General features: G+C 72.3%; 14 protein-coding genes and 2 CRISPR repeat arrays (1 of these 16 running past the window's edge). Of the genes, 7 read left to right on the forward strand and 7 right to left on the reverse strand.

Annotation, left to right across the window (positions count from 1 at the left end):
* Positions 1 to 41 precede the first annotated feature (41 nt).
* Positions 42 to 2,759 (reverse strand): aconitate hydratase AcnA, encoded by a 2,718-nt coding sequence (gene acnA / locus ACOBQU_RS09315; RefSeq protein ID WP_423634364.1) that lies wholly within the window; start codon positions 2,757 to 2,759, stop codon positions 42 to 44.
* A 562-nt stretch (positions 2,760 to 3,321) separates the two neighbouring features.
* Here acnA and ACOBQU_RS09320 point away from each other — a divergent pair.
* Both ACOBQU_RS09320 and ACOBQU_RS09325 read left to right on the forward strand, forming a co-directional pair.
* Positions 3,322 to 4,851, forward strand: coding sequence for a helix-turn-helix domain-containing protein (locus ACOBQU_RS09320; protein ID WP_423625714.1), 1,530 nt, complete (start codon positions 3,322 to 3,324; stop codon positions 4,849 to 4,851).
* A 69-nt stretch (positions 4,852 to 4,920) separates the two neighbouring features.
* Complete coding sequence (locus tag ACOBQU_RS09325; RefSeq protein WP_423625716.1) at positions 4,921 to 6,384, forward strand: FG-GAP repeat domain-containing protein; 1,464 nt, start codon at positions 4,921 to 4,923, stop codon at positions 6,382 to 6,384.
* A 150-nt stretch (positions 6,385 to 6,534) separates the two neighbouring features.
* Here ACOBQU_RS09325 and ACOBQU_RS09330 read toward each other — a convergent pair whose 3' ends face one another.
* The 3 genes from ACOBQU_RS09330 to ACOBQU_RS09340 all read right to left on the reverse strand — a co-directional run bounded on the left by ACOBQU_RS09330 (position 6,535) and on the right by ACOBQU_RS09340 (position 9,216).
* On the reverse strand, positions 6,535 to 7,386 hold the full coding sequence (locus ACOBQU_RS09330; RefSeq protein ID WP_423625718.1) for an alpha/beta fold hydrolase: 852 nt from the start codon (positions 7,384 to 7,386) through the stop codon (positions 6,535 to 6,537).
* A 265-nt stretch (positions 7,387 to 7,651) separates the two neighbouring features.
* A complete protein-coding gene (locus ACOBQU_RS09335; protein WP_423625720.1) occupies positions 7,652 to 8,050 on the reverse strand; it encodes a RidA family protein in 399 nt (132 codons plus the stop codon).
* Positions 8,047 to 9,216: an acyl-CoA dehydrogenase family protein gene (locus ACOBQU_RS09340; protein WP_423625722.1), complete on the reverse strand. Its 1,170-nt coding sequence runs from the start codon at positions 9,214 to 9,216 to the stop codon at positions 8,047 to 8,049. Before ACOBQU_RS09340 ends, ACOBQU_RS09335 begins: the two co-directional genes overlap by 4 nt.
* Before the next feature lie 262 nt (positions 9,217 to 9,478).
* Between ACOBQU_RS09340 and ACOBQU_RS09345 the strand changes: the two genes are divergently transcribed.
* Both ACOBQU_RS09345 and ACOBQU_RS09350 read left to right on the forward strand, forming a co-directional pair.
* A complete protein-coding gene (locus tag ACOBQU_RS09345) occupies positions 9,479 to 11,161 on the forward strand; it encodes an AMP-binding protein (protein WP_423634366.1) in 1,683 nt (560 codons plus the stop codon).
* Between the two features lie 9 nt (positions 11,162 to 11,170).
* The gene (locus ACOBQU_RS09350; protein ID WP_423625724.1) at positions 11,171 to 11,983 is read left to right on the forward strand and encodes a PaaX family transcriptional regulator C-terminal domain-containing protein; all 813 of its coding nucleotides are present in this window, start codon (positions 11,171 to 11,173) and stop codon (positions 11,981 to 11,983) included.
* A 432-nt stretch (positions 11,984 to 12,415) separates the two neighbouring features.
* A CRISPR array of direct repeats spans positions 12,416 to 12,749; the repeat unit is 29 nt; unit sequence GCGGTCCCCGCGCGTGCGGGGGTGGTCCC.
* A gap of 69 nt (positions 12,750 to 12,818) precedes the next feature.
* Here ACOBQU_RS09350 and ACOBQU_RS09355 read toward each other — a convergent pair.
* The 3 genes from ACOBQU_RS09355 to ACOBQU_RS09365 are packed head-to-tail and all read right to left on the reverse strand — an operon-like array spanning position 12,819 to position 13,889.
* The gene (locus ACOBQU_RS09355) at positions 12,819 to 13,280 is read right to left on the reverse strand and encodes a hypothetical protein (RefSeq protein WP_423625725.1); all 462 of its coding nucleotides are present in this window, start codon (positions 13,278 to 13,280) and stop codon (positions 12,819 to 12,821) included.
* Positions 13,273 to 13,509 carry a hypothetical protein gene (locus ACOBQU_RS09360; RefSeq protein ID WP_423625727.1) on the reverse strand — a complete coding sequence of 79 codons (237 nt, stop codon included), beginning with the start codon at positions 13,507 to 13,509 and terminating at the stop codon, positions 13,273 to 13,275. Before ACOBQU_RS09360 ends, ACOBQU_RS09355 begins: the two co-directional genes overlap by 8 nt.
* A gap of 41 nt (positions 13,510 to 13,550) precedes the next feature.
* Positions 13,551 to 13,889 (reverse strand): hypothetical protein, encoded by a 339-nt coding sequence (locus tag ACOBQU_RS09365; protein WP_423625729.1) that lies wholly within the window; start codon positions 13,887 to 13,889, stop codon positions 13,551 to 13,553.
* Between the two features lie 234 nt (positions 13,890 to 14,123).
* Here ACOBQU_RS09365 and ACOBQU_RS09370 point away from each other — a divergent pair, with 234 nt between their 5' ends.
* From ACOBQU_RS09370 to ACOBQU_RS09380, 3 genes are read left to right on the forward strand one after another with little or no spacing between them, the layout of a single operon-like run.
* Positions 14,124 to 14,378, forward strand: coding sequence for a hypothetical protein (locus tag ACOBQU_RS09370; protein WP_423634368.1), 255 nt, complete (start codon positions 14,124 to 14,126; stop codon positions 14,376 to 14,378).
* A complete protein-coding gene (locus ACOBQU_RS09375; RefSeq protein WP_423625731.1) occupies positions 14,350 to 14,877 on the forward strand; it encodes a DUF6879 family protein in 528 nt (175 codons plus the stop codon). The genes ACOBQU_RS09370 and ACOBQU_RS09375 overlap by 29 nt, the downstream gene beginning before the upstream one ends.
* Positions 14,878 to 14,901: 24 nt before the next feature.
* Entirely contained in the window at positions 14,902 to 15,756 is an 855-nt protein-coding gene (locus ACOBQU_RS09380; RefSeq protein ID WP_423625732.1) for a helix-turn-helix domain-containing protein, read from the forward strand.
* 305 nt (positions 15,757 to 16,061) lie between these two features.
* Positions 16,062 to 16,456: a CRISPR direct-repeat array (repeat unit 29 nt; unit sequence GTGGTCCCCGCGCGTGCGGGGGTGGTCCC); it runs 366 nt beyond the window's last position.

A 16,456-nucleotide genomic window follows, 5' to 3' on the forward strand; every position in this document is an offset into this window, starting at 1 on the left:
GGTGCGGCCCTCAACCGCGTGCCGTGTCCGCTTACTTGCGGCTACTTGCGGATCAGGCTGCGCAGCACGTACTGCATGATGCCGCCGTTGCGGTAGTAGTCGGCCTCGCCGGGGGTGTCGATGCGGACGACCGCGTCGAACTCCACGCCGGTGTCGGTGGTGACCTTGACCGTGCTCGGCGTGGTGCCGTTGTTCAGCTCGGTGATGCCCGTGATGGAGAAGGTCTCCTCACCGGTCAGGCCGAGCGAGTCGGCGGACTGGCCCGCCGGGAACTGCAGCGGCAGGACGCCCATGCCGATGAGGTTCGAGCGGTGGATGCGCTCGTACGACTCGGTGATGACGGCCTTGACGCCGAGGAGCGCGGTGCCCTTGGCCGCCCAGTCGCGGGACGAGCCGGAGCCGTACTCCTTGCCGCCCAGGATGACCAGGGGCGTGCCCTCGGCCTGGTAGTTCTGCGAGGCGTCGTAGATGAAGGAGACCGGGCCGCCGTCCTTGGTGAAGTCGCGGGTGTAGCCGCCCTCCGTGCCCGGCGCGATCTGGTTGCGCAGGCGGATGTTGGCGAACGTGCCGCGGATCATGACCTCGTGGTTGCCTCGGCGCGAGCCGTAGGAGTTGAAGTCGCGGCGGGCCACGCCGTGCTCCGTGAGGTACTGACCGGCCGGGGTGTCGGCCTTGATGGCACCGGCCGGGGAGATGTGGTCGGTGGTGACCGAGTCGCCCAGCTTGGCCAGGACGCGGGCGCCCGCGATGTCGGAGACCGGGGACGGCTCCATCTGCATGCCCTCGAAGTACGGGGGCTTGCGGACGTACGTCGACTCGGCGTCCCACTCGAAGGTGTTGCCGGTGGGGATCGGCAGGGCCTGCCACTGGGCGTCGCCCGCGAAGACGTCCTCGTACGACTTGGAGAACATGTCCTCGCCGATGGAGTTGGCGACGACGTCGTTGACCTCGGCCTCCGTCGGCCAGATGTCCTTCAGGTAGACCGGGTTGCCGTCCTGGTCGGTGCCCAGGGCCTCCGTGGTGATGTCCACCTTCATGGAGCCCGCGATGGCGTACGCGACGACCAGCGGCGGGGACGCCAGGTAGTTCATCTTGACGTCGGGGTTGATGCGGCCCTCGAAGTTCCGGTTGCCGGAGAGGACCGAGGTGACCGCGAGGTCGTGGTCGTTGACGGCCTTGGAGACCTCCTCCGGCAGCGGGCCGGAGTTGCCGATGCAGGTCGTGCAGCCGTAGCCGACCAGGTTGAAGCCGACCTTGTCCAGGTACGGGGTCAGGCCCGCCTTGTCGAAGTAGTCGGTGACGACCTTGGAGCCCGGGGCCAGGGTGGTCTTGACCCACGGCTTGCGGGTCAGGCCCTTCTCGACGGCCTTCTTCGCCACGAGCGCGGCGGCGACCATCACGTACGGGTTCGAGGTGTTGGTGCAGGAGGTGATCGCGGCGACGGTGACGGCGCCGTGGTCGATCTCGTACGTCGAGCCGTCGGGGGCGGTCACGGTGACCGGGTTCGACGGGACGCCGTTGGGGGCGACGGCCGGGGCGTCGGAGGCCGGGAAGGACTCCTGGCCCGCCTCGTCCACGGTGTCGACGTAGTTGAGGACGTCCTTCTTGAACTGCTCGGCGGCGTTCGCCAGGACGATGCGGTCCTGCGGGCGCTTCGGACCGGCGATCGACGGGACGACCGTGGAGAGGTCCAGCTCCAGCTTCTCGGAGAAGTCCGGCTCGGCGGCCGGGTCCAGCCACAGGCCCTGCTCCTTGGCGTACGCCTCGACGAGCGCGACCTGCTGGTCGGAGCGGCCTGTCAGGCGCAGGTAGTTCAGGGTCTCGTCGTCGATCGGGAAGATCGCGGCGGTGGAGCCGAACTCCGGCGACATGTTGCCGATGGTGGCGCGGTTGGCGAGGCTCGTGGCGGCGACGCCCTCGCCGTAGAACTCCACGAACTTGCCGACGACGCCGTGCTTGCGCAGCATCTCGGTGATCGTGAGCACCAGGTCGGTGGCGGTGGTGCCCGGCTTGAGCTGGCCGGTCAGCTTGAAGCCGACGACCCGCGGGATCAGCATGGAGACCGGCTGGCCGAGCATCGCGGCCTCGGCCTCGATGCCGCCGACGCCCCAGCCGAGGACGCCCAGGCCGTTGACCATCGTGGTGTGCGAGTCGGTGCCGACGAGGGTGTCGGGGTAGGCCTGCCCGTTACGGACCATGACCGTGCGGGCCAGCTTCTCGATGTTGACCTGGTGCACGATGCCGGTGCCCGGCGGGACGACCTTGAACTCGTCGAACGCGGTCTGGCCCCAGCGCAGGAACTGGTAGCGCTCGCGGTTGCGGCCGTACTCCAGCTCCACGTTCTGCTGGAAGGCGTCGTTGGTGCCGAACTTGTCGGCGATGACGGAGTGATCGATGACCAGCTCGGCCGGGGCCAGCGGGTTGATCTTCGCCGGGTCGCCGCCCAGCTCCTTCACGGCCTCACGCATGGTGGCGAGGTCCACGACACAGGGGACACCGGTGAAGTCCTGCATGATCACACGGGCCGGAGTGAACTGGATCTCCTGGCTCGGCTGGGCCTGGGAGTCCCAGCTGCCCAGGGCCCGGATGTGGTCGGCGGTGATGTTGGCGCCGTCCTCGGTGCGGAGCAGGTTCTCCAGCAGAACCTTGAGGCTGTACGGGAGCCGAGCTGAGCCCTCCACCTTGTCCAGACGGAAGATTTCGTACGACTCGTCGCCCACCTTCAGCGTGCTGCGGGCGTCGAAGCTGTTCGCCGACACGACGGTCTCCTTCATATATGTGCGCGTTCCACCGCATCCTGCCGCCACGCCTGATCGCCGATCCGCTAAGGTAAGGCTAAGTTAGGTAACCCTTACCAACGGGCGGCCGCGGTGCGCCTCCGGCAGATATCTCGATGTCGAGATAACCTTACACCGGCCCCTGGACCTTTCACTGGCCCCTGGGCCTTGAGCTGCCCCTGGGGCCCGGGGCGGCCAGCCCCCGGGCGGAAGCCCTGGGCGCCCCTCTTTCGCGCTACGCGCTCGTCCTCAAACGCCGGACGGGCTCTTCTGGGACCCACCCGCCCCATTCTCCACCCGCCCGACTCCGCGCGCCCTGGCGTGTGCGCCCCCGGGCCCGCCGCAGGTCCGCGCTGCGCCAAGTGGCCGAGTTCCCCGCCGCCGAGGTGCGACACGTCCACCCCGCGGGCACAGTGGTGCACGGCGTCCACCTGCGGCGTAACGGCCGTGCGGCGGACCGGGTCTGACGGGTCGGAACCAGCCGCTCCACCAATGGCCTACCCCAGCGGGTACCTCATCTCATATCTGAGATACCCTCTGGCTCATGGCAGACGACTACCTCGTACGCATCGGCAAGCTCATCCGTGACGCCCGGCAGCACCGTGGCTGGACACAGTCGCAGCTCGCCGAGGCGCTCAACACCAGCCAGAGCGCCGTGAACCGCATCGAGCGCGGCAATCAGAACATCAGCCTTGAGATGATCGCCCGCATCGGCGAGGCGCTCGACAGTGAAATCGTCTCGCTGGGGTACGCGGGGCCCATGCATCTGCGCGTGGTCGGCGGGCGCCGTCTGTCCGGCTCCATCGACGTCAAGACGAGCAAGAACGCGTGCGTGGCGCTGCTGTGCGCCTCGCTGCTCAACAAGGGCCGCACCGTGCTGCGCCGGGTCGCCCGCATCGAGGAGGTCTACCGCCTCCTGGAGGTCCTGAACTCCATCGGCGTCCGCACCCGTTGGATCAACGACGGCGTCGACCTGGAGATCGTGCCGCCCGCGCAGCTCGACATGGAGGCCATCGACGCGGAGGCCGCCCGCCGCACCCGCTCGATCATCATGTTCCTCGGCCCGCTGCTCCACCGCATGGACCGGTTCAAGATCCCGTACGCGGGCGGCTGCGACCTCGGCACCCGCACGATCGAGCCGCACATGATCGCGCTGCGCCGCTTCGGCCTGGACATCGCCGCCACCGAGGGCCTCTACCACGCCGAGGTCGCCCGGGACGTCACGCCCGACCGCCCGATCGTCCTGACCGAGCGCGGCGACACGGTGACCGAGAACGCGCTGCTCGCCGCCGCCCGCAGCGACGGCACCACGGTCATCCGCAACGCGTCCTCCAACTACATGGTCCAGGACCTGTGCTTCTTCCTGGAGGCGCTCGGCGTCAAGGTCGAGGGCATCGGCACCACGACCCTGACCGTGCACGGCGTGCCGACCATCGACGTCGACGTGGACTACTCGCCGTCCGAGGACCCGGTCGAGGCGATGAGCCTGCTCGCCGCCGCCGTCGTCACCGAGTCCGAGCTGACCATCCGCCGCGTGCCGATCGAGTTCATGGAGATCGAGCTGGCCGTCCTGGAGGAGATGGGCCTGGACCACGACCGCTCGGCGGAGTACCCGGCGGACAACGGCCGCACCCGGCTCGTGGACGTCACCGTGCGCCCCTCCAAGCTGGAGGCGCCCATCGACAAGATCCACCCGATGCCGTTCCCCGGCCTGAACATCGACAACGTCCCGTTCTTCGCGGTCATCGCCGCCGCGGCCCAGGGCAAGACCCTCATCCACGACTGGGTCTACGACAACCGCGCCATCTACCTCACGGACCTCAACCGCCTCGGCGGCCGCCTCCAGCTCCTCGACCCGCACCGGGTCCTGGTGGAGGGCCCGACCCGCTGGCGCGCCGCCGAGATGATGTGCCCGCCCGCGCTGCGCCCCGCCGTGGTGGTGCTGCTGGCGATGATGGCGGCCGAGGGCACGTCGGTGCTGCGCAATGTGTACGTGATCAACCGCGGGTACGAGGACCTGGCGGAGCGCCTCAACTCGGTGGGCGCCCAGATCGAGACGTTCCGGGACATCTAGGGGCGTTCCGCCGGGTCGGTCACCCACCTGCGTGCAGTCGGCGCGGGCCGTGGTGTGAGGGTGTCCCCCATGACTCCTCGCGCCACGGCCCGCGCCGCTTCCGTCCTCGTCGCCCTCGCCCTGCTCGCCGGGTGCGGGGGCGGCGGCGACGAGGACCGCGGGGACGGGAAGCCGGGGGCGCCCCCGGGGGCGCCCGCGTCGGACGGGCCGCCGATCGCGAGCCGTCCGCCCGCGCGCGGCGACGGCTCCAAGGACCCCGACGACCTCAACGGCGACGGGCACCGCGACCTCGTCGTCACCGCGCCCAAGGGCGTCCCCGGCACACAGGGCGCGCTGACCCGCGCGGTCGTGGTGTACGGCTCCGCGCACGGCCCCGACCCGGCGACGCGGTCCGTGTACGACCGCCGCGACCTGGGCCTGCCCGCCGCTCCGCCGGGTCCGACCGCCGACGACGGCCGGTCCCCCGACGCCACGACCACCGCCGACCTGGACGGCGACGGCTTCGCCGACGTCGTGTCGCACTCCGCGGAGAAGGTCACCGGGGCCCCGCGGCCCGGGCAGATGGGCGACCGGCGCCCGGTCGCGTTCGTCTCCTGGGGGACGCCCGGCGGCCCCCGGCACGGCGCGCGGGCCGTTCGGCTCCCGGCGACCGCGGGCCTCGCATCGCTCGTCCGGGGCGACTTCGACGGCGACGGGCACCACGACCTGGCGGGCCTCGCGGCGGACGGCTCCTCGGTACGGCTGCTGTTCGGGCCCTTCACCCGGTCGGGCGCCGCCGCCCGCGCCGAGGGCCGTCAGCTGCCCGACCCCCAACAGGCCGGGTTCGGGCACCTGCTCGCCGACGACATCGCGACGACCGGCCGCCCGCGCACCACTCCCCTGCTGGTGCGCCACGGCGACGACGGCGAGCAGTCCGGCAACCTGTTCTTCGCCGCGAGGCCCGGCGGGGGCCTCGCCGCGACGGGCCGCCCGGTGCGGGAGGGCAACGCCGTGGCCTTCGGGGACTTCGACGGCGACAGCACCCGTGACGTGGCCGTCGGCGACGACGGCAGCCGCAACGACGAGCCCGGCTCCGAGACCGAGCCCGCCGACGTCGGCGGCACGTACGCCGTCGTCCCCGGCGACGGCGGCGCCCCGCGCACCCACCGCCTGCCGGACCGGAGGACCAGCACCACGTCCCTGCGGCGGTTCTTCGCCGCCGACCCCGACGGCGACGGCACCGACCAGCTGCTCGTCGCCCCCACCGCCGGGGGCGCCGTCCTCCTCGACGGCGACCGGCCCGCGGGCCGCGTCTCCCGGACCTCGCCCGCCCGCGTGAACGGCAAGGCCGTCCCCGCAAGCCGCCGCGCGGCCGGGGTCCGCGCCGTCGCCGACTTCGACGGTGACGGGGCGGACGAGGTCGTCCTGGCCTGGTCCTCCACGCCCGTCGACCGCCGCTACGGCCAGCAGCCCCTGTGGTGGTGGGTCACCGACGGGATGTCCGCCAAGGACCTCGCGGCGTTCGCGTCGTGGGGGTTCGTGCCGGTCGACTGAGCGCGGCGGCGGGGGCGGGACGCCTGCGTCCGACGAGAGCCGCCGGTCGCGTCCGTCCGGCGTACGCCCCCAGGGGCCGGGCCGTGGCGTCCGGGGTGTGCCCCGCGGAGCGGGCGGGGCTCCACGGGGCCGGGCCGGGGCCTGGCCGTGCTAGGGCCCGGCCGGGCCGCTGCCGTCGATGAACTCGCGGATCGCCGCGGCGAGTTCGGCCGGGCGGTCCAGGGGGATGAGGGTGCCGCAGTCGTCCAGCTCCACCAGGCGGCTCTGCGGCAGCAGGTCGGCGAGCCGACGGCCGTGCTCGGGCGGCATCATGCGGTCCTGCCTGCCCCAGACGACCAGGGCGGGACGGTCGTAGTGGCGCAGGGCGTCGACGGTGTCCATCATGTCCGTACGGCGCACCGCGCGCAGGTAGTCGACCAGGACCCGCCGGGCCGCCGGGTCCCTGCGCAGCGGCGCGACCCAGCGGTCGATCAGGTCGTGCGGCACCGGGCGCCGCGCCATCACGGCGTAGCCCGTGCCGGGGATCCGGCGCAGCGGGCGCACCGCCAGCGCGTGTGCCAGCAGGGCGATGCCGCCGGGGATCCTGGCGGCGCGGTCGAGGAGCTTGCCGCCGGGGCCCGGCGGGTAGTTGTCGAAGGCCTCGCAGCCCGCGATCACCAACCGGCCCACGCGGCCCGGCCGTTCGGCCACCAGCTGCTGGAGGCGGCCGCCGTCGTTCTCCACGAACACCGTGTCCTCGCCGAGGCCCAGGGCGTCCGCGAACTCGCCGATCAGCAGCGCCATCGTGCGGGGCGTGAGCGTGGTCCCCGGGCGCAGGGGGAGGCGGTGGCTGCCGTAGGGGAGGGTGGGGGTCAGGCACCGTGCGGCGGTGCCGAGTTCGTCCACGACGTGGCGCCAGACGGTGGCGTCCTGGGCGGGGCCGTGTACGAGCACGACCGGGGTGGCGGGGCCACCCGAGTCCTCGTACGCGATCGGTCCCGCGGTGGTGTCGACGTGCGGCATGGCGCCTCACTCCCCGTTACGTCCCGGCCCCACCCTCGCGGGGCGCCCCAGACCCACCCCTTCACCCAACCATGGGGCAGGCGCCCCCTGGACCCCCGCCCCCTTTCACCGCTCCGCGGCTCGTCCTCAAGCGCCGGACGGGCTGGAGCGTTCGCGTGCGCGCCGTCTTCGGCTTTCCGTGATCCGCCGCTTCGCGGCGGATGTTCCCCGCCCACCCGCCCATGGTTTCGGGAAAGGGGTGGGATGGGGGGCCACCCGGCAGGGGTCAGTCAAGGACCGCGAAGCCGTCCAGTTCCACCAGGCACTCCTCGTCCCACAGCCGGACCGCCCCGATGACCGCCATGGCCGGATAGTCCCGCCCGGCCAACTCCTTCCAGATGCGCCCGAGTTCGGCGGCGTGCGCCCGGTAGTCGGCGACATCCGTGGCGTACACGGTGACGCGGGCGAGATCGGCGGGAGTCCCGCCCGACGCCCGCAGGGCGGTGAGCAGATTCCCCAGAGCCCGCTCGAACTGCTCGGGGAGCGTGGCCCCGACGACCCGCCCCTCCCCGTCCAACGCGGTCTGCCCGGCGAGGAAGACGACGCGCCGCCCGGTGGCCACGACGGCGTGGCTGAACCCGGTGGCGGGCGACAGCTCGGCGGGGTTGAGACGGTCAAGGCTCACGGCATCTCCTCAGCGGCGGCGGCGTTGGCGTACAACTCCTTGGCGATGACGGCGCGCTGGACCTCGGTCGCGCCCTCGTAGATGCGCGGCGCCCGCACCTCGCGGTACAGGTGCTCCAGCGGGTGCCCGCACTGGAGTGCCCGCGCGCCGTGCAGCTGCACGGCGGCGTCGACGACGTACTGCGCCGTCTCCGTGGCGAAGAGCTTCGCCATCGCGGCACGCCCCGCGATCCCGGACTCCCCGCGGTCGTACGCGGCCGCCGCGGCGTACACCAGCAGCCGCGCCGCCTCCGTGCGCGTGGCCATCTCCGCGACCTGGTGGGCGACCGACTGGAGGTCCTTGAGCTTGCCGCCGAAGGCGTCGCGCCCGGCGGTGTGGGCGAGCGCCGCGTCGAGGGCGGCCTGGGCCATGCCGACCGCGAAGGCGCCGACGCTCGGGCGGAACCGGTTCAGGGTCGTCATGGCGACGCGGAAGCCCCGGTCGACCTCGCCGAGCAGGTCACCGGAGTCCACCCGGACGCCGTCGAAGGCGAGGGAGCCGATGGGGTGCGGGGACAGCATGGCGAGCGGGGCGCCGGTCAGGCCCGCGCGCTCCGCGGGCACCAGGAAGGCGGACACGCCGCGCGCGCCCGCGCCCGGCGTCGTCCGGGCGAAGACGGTGTAGAAGTCGGCCTCGGGGGCGTTGGAGATCCAGGTCTTCTCGCCGGTCAGGCGCCACGCCCCGGAGCCGTCGGGCTCCGCGGCCAGCGCGAGCGCCGCGGCGTCGGAACCCGCGCCGGGCTCCGACAGCGCGAACGCGGCCACCGCCCGGCCCGCCCGCGTCCGCGGCAGCCAGCGGTCGCGCTGCGCCGGTGAGCCGTAGGCGTGCACCGGATGGGCGCCGAGGCCCTGGAGGGCGAACGCGGTCTCCGCCTCCGTACAGACACGGGCCAGCGACTCGCGGGTCAGGCACAGGTCGAGCGCCCCGGAGGTGAACAGGCCCTCCAGCAGCCCGAGTTCGCCGAGCGCCGCCACCAGCGGTCGGTTCACCCGGCCCGGCTCGCCGCGCTCCGCGAGGGGCCTCAGCCGGGTCTCGGCGAGTGCGCGGAGCCGTTCGCAACGGGCGCGCTGATCCGGAGCGAGTGAGAATGGCGAAGGCGGCGGGCTCGCCGGTTTCGCCGGATTCACAAGGTCTGTCGCCTTGGTCGGGTCTGGCGGGTCTGCCGGATCTGTCGGCACCTCGGGCATCTAGGACCTCTCCCCTGGGGCGGGGCGCGCACCCGCACCCCGGAGTCTCTATCGCGCTGTATTGACTGCCGTCACCAACACGATACGCTCGTTGGGCGAGCCCATCACTACGCCCGACCGGCAAAGGTGGCGAGGCGCTTTGGAAAACAACGGCTCCAACGACACCGGCGGCACCGACGGCACCGACGGCACCGGTGCGGCCATGGCCCCCGAGGCGGCCCCCGCGGCCCCCACGCCACCCCTCACGCCCACCGGCCACGTCGACACATTCGCGCGCGACCACCTCCCGCCCCGCGAGCAGTGGCCCGCCCTCCCGCGCGACCTGCCGGAGCTGCGCTACCCGGACCGCCTGAACTGCGGCGCCGAGCTGCTCGACGCCACGGCCCGGCGCGGCGCCCGCGACCGCCCCGCCTTCCGCTCCGCCGACGGCACCGTATGGACGTACGGAGAACTCCAGACGCACGTGGACCGGATCGCGCACGTCCTGACCGACGAGCTGGGCGTCGTGCCCGGCAACCGCGTGCTGCTGCGCGGCGCCACCTCGCCGTGGCTCGCGGCGTGCTGGCTGGCGGTGATGAAGGCGGGCGGCGTCGCGGTGACCGTGCTCGCCCAGCAGCGCGCGCAGGAGCTGGCCACGATGTGCGAGATCGCGCAGGTCAGCCACGCGCTGTGCGCCGCGGCGGCCGTGGACGACCTGATCAAGGCGGGCGTGCCGGGCCTGCGCGTGACGACGTACGGCGGCCAGGGCCCCGACGACCTGCTGGCCCGCGCGGCGGCCCGCCCGCCGCAGCCGTACGAGGCCGTGGACACGGCGGCCGACGACGTCGCGCTGATCGCCTTCACGTCGGGCACCACCGGGCGCCCCAAGGGCTGCATGCACTTCCACCGGGACGTGCTCGCGATCGCCGACACGTTCGCGCGGCACGTCCTCAAGGCCCGCGCGGACGACGTGTTCGCGGGCAGCCCGCCGCTGGGCTTCACCTTCGGGCTCGGCGGGCTCGTGGTCTTCCCGCTGCGCGTGGGCGCCTCGGCGCTGCTCCTTGAACAGGCGGGCCCCAAGCAGCTGCTGCCCGCGATCGCCGCGCACGGCGTGAGCGTGCTGTTCACGGCGCCGACCGCGTACCGCGCGCTGCTCGACACGGCCGACTCCGCCGACCTCTCCTCCCTGCGGCGCTGCGTGTCCGCGGGCGAGAACCTGCCCGCCGCGACCTGGCAGGCCTGGTACGAGCGCACGGGCCTGCGCATCATCAACGGCATCGGCGCCACCGAACTCCTGCACATCTTCATCTCCGCCGCCGACGACGCCATCCGCCCCGGCACCACGGGCCTGCCCGTGCCGGGCTGGCAGGCGCGGGTCGTCGACGCCGCCACCGGCGCGCCCGTGCCGGACGGCGAACCCGGCCTGCTCGCCGTGCGCGGCCCCATCGGCTGCCGCTACCTCGCCGACCCCCGGCAGCGGGACTACGTACGCCACGGCTGGAACATCACCGGCGACACCTATGTCCGCGACGGCGACGGCTACTTCCGCTACGTCGCCCGCGCCGACGACATGATCATTTCCGCCGGGTACAACATCGCGGGCCCCGAGGTCGAGGAGGCCCTGCTGCGCCACCCGGACGTCGTGGAGACCGCCGTGGTCGGGCAGCCCGACGAGCGGCGCGGGCAGATCGCCGTCGCGTACGTCGTGCTGCGCGAGGGCGCGGAGGCGGACGCGGAGCGGCTGCGGGAGTTCGTCAAGGACGAGCTGGTGCCGTACAAGTGCCCGCGCGAGGTGGTCTTCCTGGACGCGCTGCCGCGTACGGCGACGGGCAAGCTCCAGCGGTTCCGGCTGCGGGAGCCGGGTGCCGCGCCGGGCGCCGGGCCGGGTTCCGCGGGCGGGGCCTAGAGTGATCACGTGTCAGAGCAGCACACCCCCAGATCCCTGATCGTCACGTTCTACGGCGCGTACGGGCGGGCGGCGGCCGGACCCGTCGCCGTCGCCGAACTCGTGCGGCTCCTCGCGCCGGTGGGCGTCGACGCGCCCTCCGTACGGTCCTCCGTGTCCCGGCTGAAGCGGCGCGGCCTCCTGGTGCCCGCGCGCACCGCCACCGGCGCCGCCGGGTACGCCCTCTCCCCCGGCGCCCGGCAGCTCCTCGACGACGGCGACCGGCGCGTGTACCCCGACGGCGGGGAGCGGGAGCCGGGGTGGGTGCTCGCCGTGTTCTCCGTGCCGGAGGCCGAGCGCCACAAGCGGCACGTGCTGCGCTCGCGGCTCGCCGGGCTCGGCTTCGGCACGGCCGCGCCGGGCGTCTGGATCGCGCCCGCCCACCTCTACGAGGAGACCCGCCACACCCTGGAGCGGCTCGAACTGGCCTCCTACGTCGACCTGTTCCGCGGCGAGCACCTCGGCTTCGCCGCGACCGCCGAGGCCGTGGGGCGGTGGTGGGACCTCGCCGCCATCGCCAAGCGGCACGAGGCCTTCCTCGACCGCCACGAGCCGGTGCTCCGCGCCTGGCGGTCCCGCCCCGACACCCCACCGGAAGCCGCCTACCGCGACTACCTCCTCGCCCTCGACTCCTGGCGCCACCTCCCCTACACCGACCCGGGCCTCCCCACCTCCCTCCTCCCCGCCGACTGGCCCGGGGGCCGCTCGGCGGAGGTCTTCCGGGGGCTGCACGAGCGTTTGCGGGGGGCGGGGGCGGCGTTTGTGGGGGTGGGGGGCGGCTGAGGGGGTTGCGTGTGCTGCGTGTGCTGCGTGTGCTGCGCGTGCTTCACGGGGTAGGGCAGGTGCGGGTGTGCAGGCGGCTGTGGACGGGCCCGCCTCCGCCCCGCACACCTGGTGCCGGGTGGGCGGTGAACCCCAACGGGCCAGCGGAGCGACGCCCCCGACCCTCACCCCGGCGGCACTCACCGGAAACGGCTACCGCCCACACTCCAACGCATCCATACGCCACTCGCACTCATGACGCACTGGGTACGCTGTTCGCCTATAGCGGCGGTTGAGTGAGGCGCCACGGCCCCCTGAGGAAGTCCATACAGGCGGCGCCCAGTTCGACTTGGCGCGAGGCGGCGTCGTTGGAGTCACTTGTCCGGAATGCCGGTATCTCAAGAAGTGAGTAAAACCCAGGCACTGTCCGGGTAACGCCGCAGGTCACGGCCTGCGGTCCCCGCGCGTGCGGGGGTGGTCCCGCGCGCCGCGCCGCCGTCACCTCATCCATGGAGCGGTCCCCGCGCGTGCGGGGGTGGTCCCGCGTGTCCGGGAGTCTATGCCCTAGGCACGTTGCGGTCCCCGCGCGTGCGGGGGTGGTCCCCTGAGCAGCACAGACACGGTGGTGATGCGGGAGCGGTCCCCGCGCGTGCGGGGGTGGTCCCGATGTCACGCTCCGCACTCTTGTACGCCACCGGCGGTCCCCGCGCGTGCGGGGGTGGTCCCGGCGTGAAGCGCTGGTACCGCGAGCGGGCGAGGCGGTCCCCGCGCGTGCGGGGGTGGCCAAGCGCAGCGGAGATGGCAGACGCACATGACGCCGCCTCCGTGGCCTACGTGGACGCGCGCCGCGCGTACTTCACAGGGGGTGAGAGGCACGTACCGGGCACACGCGGGCGTGTACGTAGCTGAAGACAGGCCCGCTCACGCCGTTCCAGAGGTGCGGGCGTACCTGCTCGCCGGGCGCGGGGGTGGTGCGGCAGTGCGCGCACGACAGCGCTGGCTTCCCGGCCCTTTCCCGAGCGGCCAGGCGCTCGGCGCCCAGGGCACGGCCGCGGTCGCAGGGGCGCAGGGGGCAGTGCGGGCAGGTGAGGCCGTGCTCGTGCCAGTCGACATACGACGCCAAGGTCCGACGCTGGACCTCGTAGCACGGCGGGCAGGCGCGCGGGCGCCAGTCGCCGGTGCCGCCGAGGTCCACGCCTTCCTCGTCGCCGAGGGCGCGGGGGCACCAGATGCACACGGCACCGGCCCGCTGCTCGGCGGTCAGGGCGCTGCCCGGGGGCACGACGAACACGCGCAGGGCCTCGCTCACGTCACGCATCGGCGCTGACCTCCGCCCCGGGGGGCGCGGGTTCGAAGTCCCCGTCGTCGCCGGTCCACACTCGACGGAGCCGGGCTGCCTCGCCGCAGGTGGCGAGGATCCCGAAGTGCCGGTGCGGGCAGGTGGCGAGGTGCCGCCGGTAGGCGACGTGTTCGTCGGCTGCCGCGTTCATCGCCTCGTGCGCGGTGAGGTAGGCGGCGCGCAGGTCGTCGGGGTCGGTTAGGACCAACGGCGCGGCGGGGGCGACGATCCAGGAGCGGGCGCGGGTGGTCAGCGGGGCGACGACAGCCGGGTCCGGGGCCGCGACGAAGTCGCCGGGACCGAGGGTCGTGGTCTGCGGGCGTACCAGGACGAGGCGGTGCCCGGGGGTACGAGGATCTCGACGTGGGTGGCGGTGTGCAGCACCGGCCCCAGCGGGGTGCCGTCGGCGCGCATCTGGTGGATGGTGCTCCAGCCGAGGCGCTGGGGGATGCGGACGACGTCCCAGGCCCGCCCGACGGGGACGGTCGCAAACTCGGCGCGGTCCCACGCGGCGAGCGCTCCGCGGACGTCGGCCCGCGCTTCGGTGAGCCAGGTGACAGCGCAGGCAGTCGCCGTAATCTCAGCCATGTCGACTCCCATTCAGTCGGCCACACCCCGGGGCCGTGACAGCGGTCGCCGGGGCTTTTGTCGCAACTGCCGACGCTAGGAGGTGAGCCTGAGCCATCGCCATGAATGTGCAAATTTTTGCAACCCGATGATGTAGCAGGGGAATTGTCTACGCCGCGGCCTTGACTGATCAGGAGCCACGCGAAACGGTGGCGCAAAGAACTGCAAGGTCTATGAATGGAGACTTAAGCGCCGCTGCTGTTCATCGGAATCGACCCAGCCACTGAGCAGGACAAGAGCCCCACTGTGTGGGTCGATCAGGAGAAGCGGGAACTCGTCTTCCAGGGCTGGATTCCGAGCCCCGAACTCATGGCGGAATGCGCCGCGTTCGAACTGCCGGGTCACGCGAAGGGAATCCCCGACGGCGAAGCAGTGGTCCGAATCCCGGCCAGCATGGTGCATATGATCAGGGAGGCGTGCGATGCCATCGAGCGAGCCAACGTTCGCTGAACTCTTGGCAGGCTGCACACGCTCTGCCGTCCACCTTGAGATGCGTGACCAGTACGGCATCAGCGACGAAGAGGACGCCTTCAACTCCTGGCAGCGCACCGGGCGGCGCGACCTCGACCCCGCGTCGGAGAATTGGGCGCCCTGGGTAGACCTCATCTCCGGTGCGGTCGCCCGTGGCGTCGCCGTACGGCGCGCGCGCATCGTGTCCGAGCCCGTCACCGACTACATCCGCTGGGAGCATGCCGGAACCGTCGTAAACGTACACGCGGGTGAACAGGTGCGCTGGCTGCCCCGCCGTCGCGCTTCGGACATCGCCCTGCCCGGCAATGACTTCTGGCTGTTCGACGGCCGATTGATCCGCTGGAACCACTTCACCGGCGACGGCGCATGGGCCGGACAAGACATCTCCGACGACCCGTCGGCTGCCAAGCTGTGCGCCGACGCCTTCGAAGCGGTGTGGGCGCGCGCCGTTCCGCACGACCAGTACGAGATCCACTAACAGGAAGCGCCGTCAGACCAGCTCATGCCCGTCTCCCCTTCCACGTCTGCCCAGGCCGCTCGTGAAACCATCGCTGGACGGCTGCGTGACCTCCGCAAAGAGGCAGGGCTGACCATCGTCGAGTTGGCCAGCCGGTGTAACTGGCACTACTCGAAGACCTCCCGCATCGAGAACGCCCTCACCGGGCCCACCGCGACGGACATCAGGAAGTGGTGTGCGGCTACCGACTCCCAGGACCAGGCGCAGGACCTCATCGCCCAGCCCCTCAACGCCGAATCGATGTACAAGGAATGGCGCCATCAAGTCCGCAGCGGCCTCAAGCACTTGCAGGACGGCCTGGTGCAGTTCTACCGGGAGACCGCGCAGTTCCGCGTGTACTCGTCCACCGTGGTGCCCGGACTCCTCCAGACCGAGGGCTACGCGGCCGGAGTCCTCACCATCGCCGCCCGCTTCCACGACCGCCCTGCCGATGACATCGCCGAAGCCGCGCGTGCTCGCGTGGATCGCTCACGCGTCATCCACGAACCAGGGCACCGCTTCGCCTTCCTGCTTGAGGAGAGCGTCTTGCGGTTCCAGATCGGGGACACGGACACGATGGCGGCCCAACTCGGCTATCTCCTCACTGTGGGCGCACTACCAGCGGTGTCGCTCGGCATCATCCCGATGGCGGAGCACGAGCGGGCGCAGTGGCCGGAAGAGACGTTCCACATCTACGACGACAAGCTGGTGGCCGTGGAACTCGTGTCGGCCCGGGTACGTGTCACCCAGCCCTCCGAGGTCAACCAGTACGTGAAGACGTTCGAGCGGCTGCGGAGCATGGCCGTCTACGGTGCAGAGGCCCGCAGCCTCATCCTCCGCGCGATCGAAGCGCTTCACTGAGCGGGTACGGCGCCCGGAGGCGAGAGGGGGCGAAGCGTTGCCGTGTGCCAACCCTCTCTGCCGCGCGTCGGGTACGTGGCGGTGAGTACGGCGCCCCTGCCGCCAGCAGGCACTGGGTACGCTGCGCCTACGGCGGCGATTGGGTGGGGCACACGGGCTACTGAGGAAGTACCCGTGTGCGGAAGCCAGTTGTACTGCGTGAACGCGAGGCGGTGGGGATTGCGAATCACTTGTCTGGAATGCCGGTATCTCAGGAAGTGAGTAAAAACCGGGCACCCTCCGGGTAACGTCGCAGGTCGCGGCCTGTGGTCCCCGCGCGTGCGGGGGTGGTCCCTCACCTCGGAGGAGAAGGTCCTGGCCGCCCTCGTGGTCCCCGCGCGTGCGGGGGTGGTCCCTCCGGATGCGTCGCAACTGCGGTTGTTACAGCGTGGTCCCCGCGCGTGCGGGGGTGGTCCCGCGCAGTTGGAACAGACGGTCCTGCTGCTCCTGTGGTCCCCGCGCGTGCGGGGGTGGTCCCCTGACCCGCTATCACGACATCACCGAAGACCTGTGGTCCCCGCGCGTGCGGGGGTGGTCCCGGCGCGCTCCGACAGCGGCGGCTTGAGTCGACGTGGTCCCCGCGCGTGCGGGGGTGGTCCCGGCGCGCTCCGACAGCGGCGGCTTGAGTCGACGTGGTCCCCGCGCGTGCGGGGGTGGTCCC

Source organism: Streptomyces sp. G45 (assembly GCF_049542095.1).
Classification (GTDB): domain Bacteria; phylum Actinomycetota; class Actinomycetes; order Streptomycetales; family Streptomycetaceae; genus Streptomyces.

What these genes read in the sequence shown, in the direction of transcription:
- ACOBQU_RS09355 (WP_423625725.1), bottom strand. Translation starts at nt 13,280, where the DNA reads ATGCGTGACGTGAGCGAGGCCCTGCGCGTGTTCGTCGTGCCCCCGGGC.
- ACOBQU_RS09325 (WP_423625716.1), top strand. Translation starts at nt 4,921, where the DNA reads ATGACTCCTCGCGCCACGGCCCGCGCCGCTTCCGTCCTCGTCGCCCTC.
- ACOBQU_RS09320 (WP_423625714.1), top strand. Translation starts at nt 3,322, where the DNA reads ATGGCAGACGACTACCTCGTACGCATCGGCAAGCTCATCCGTGACGCC.
- ACOBQU_RS09330 (WP_423625718.1), bottom strand. Translation starts at nt 7,386, where the DNA reads ATGCCGCACGTCGACACCACCGCGGGACCGATCGCGTACGAGGACTCG.
- ACOBQU_RS09375 (WP_423625731.1), top strand. Translation starts at nt 14,350, where the DNA reads ATGCCATCGAGCGAGCCAACGTTCGCTGAACTCTTGGCAGGCTGCACA.
- ACOBQU_RS09345 (WP_423634366.1), top strand. Translation starts at nt 9,479, where the DNA reads ATGGCCCCCGAGGCGGCCCCCGCGGCCCCCACGCCACCCCTCACGCCC.
- ACOBQU_RS09365 (WP_423625729.1), bottom strand. Translation starts at nt 13,889, where the DNA reads ATGGCTGAGATTACGGCGACTGCCTGCGCTGTCACCTGGCTCACCGAA.
- ACOBQU_RS09380 (WP_423625732.1), top strand. Translation starts at nt 14,902, where the DNA reads ATGCCCGTCTCCCCTTCCACGTCTGCCCAGGCCGCTCGTGAAACCATC.